The sequence below is a fragment of the Oleiphilus sp. HI0079 genome (assembly GCF_001635105.1).
The window spans coordinates 1-612 of sequence record NZ_LWFT01000480.1; the positions used below are offsets into that span (position 1 = coordinate 1).

Annotated in this window: 1 protein-coding gene; it reads left to right on the forward strand. The window is 49.3% G+C overall.

The genetic code is table 11. The features are described 5' to 3' along the window. Window positions 1-612 (forward strand): ATP-binding protein (locus A3750_RS06295; protein ID WP_231871744.1); only part of this gene is annotated, 612 nt, incomplete at both ends.

Sequence of the window (612 nt, forward strand, 5' to 3'; positions counted from 1 at the left end):
ATCAGGAAGTCAAAGAAGTTGTTTCAGAAGCATATAGCATGCTCGTCTCGCTAGAGTCGGAGCCGCTGTCTAAAGTAATTGCGGAGCCGGTTCAGTCTATGGCTTCGATGGCAGAGCAGCTGGCCAAGCCATTGCCGAAGGTTGAAATTAACGATGCTGACGTTTTAATCGATGGTCGCGTGCACAGTATGGTAAACAATATCTTTACCCACGTGTTGCGCAACGCTGTTGATCATGGAATCGAGAGTGCGCAAGAGCGGTCTCAAAAAGGTAAAACCGAGTTTGGGTCTGTTCATATTGATACTCAGGCAGCAAGCGATTTTGTACACTTTAAGGTGTCGGATGACGGCCGAGGTATCGCCTTGCACAAGATTCGTAGCATGGCAGCCGAAAAAGGCATTATCGATGGCGATACGATCCTTGTAGATCAAGAAGTGGCGAACCTAGTCTTTCACTCTGGGTTCTCTACCGCAGACCAAGTGAGTGATCTTAGTGGGCGGGGTGTTGGTATGGACGCCGTTCGCCAGTTTCTTGAAAGTGAAGGCGGTTCGATTGAGCTTCGTTTAGCCGGTGGTACTGAGGGCGATGCCTTTAGAGCATTTGAGACGGTGA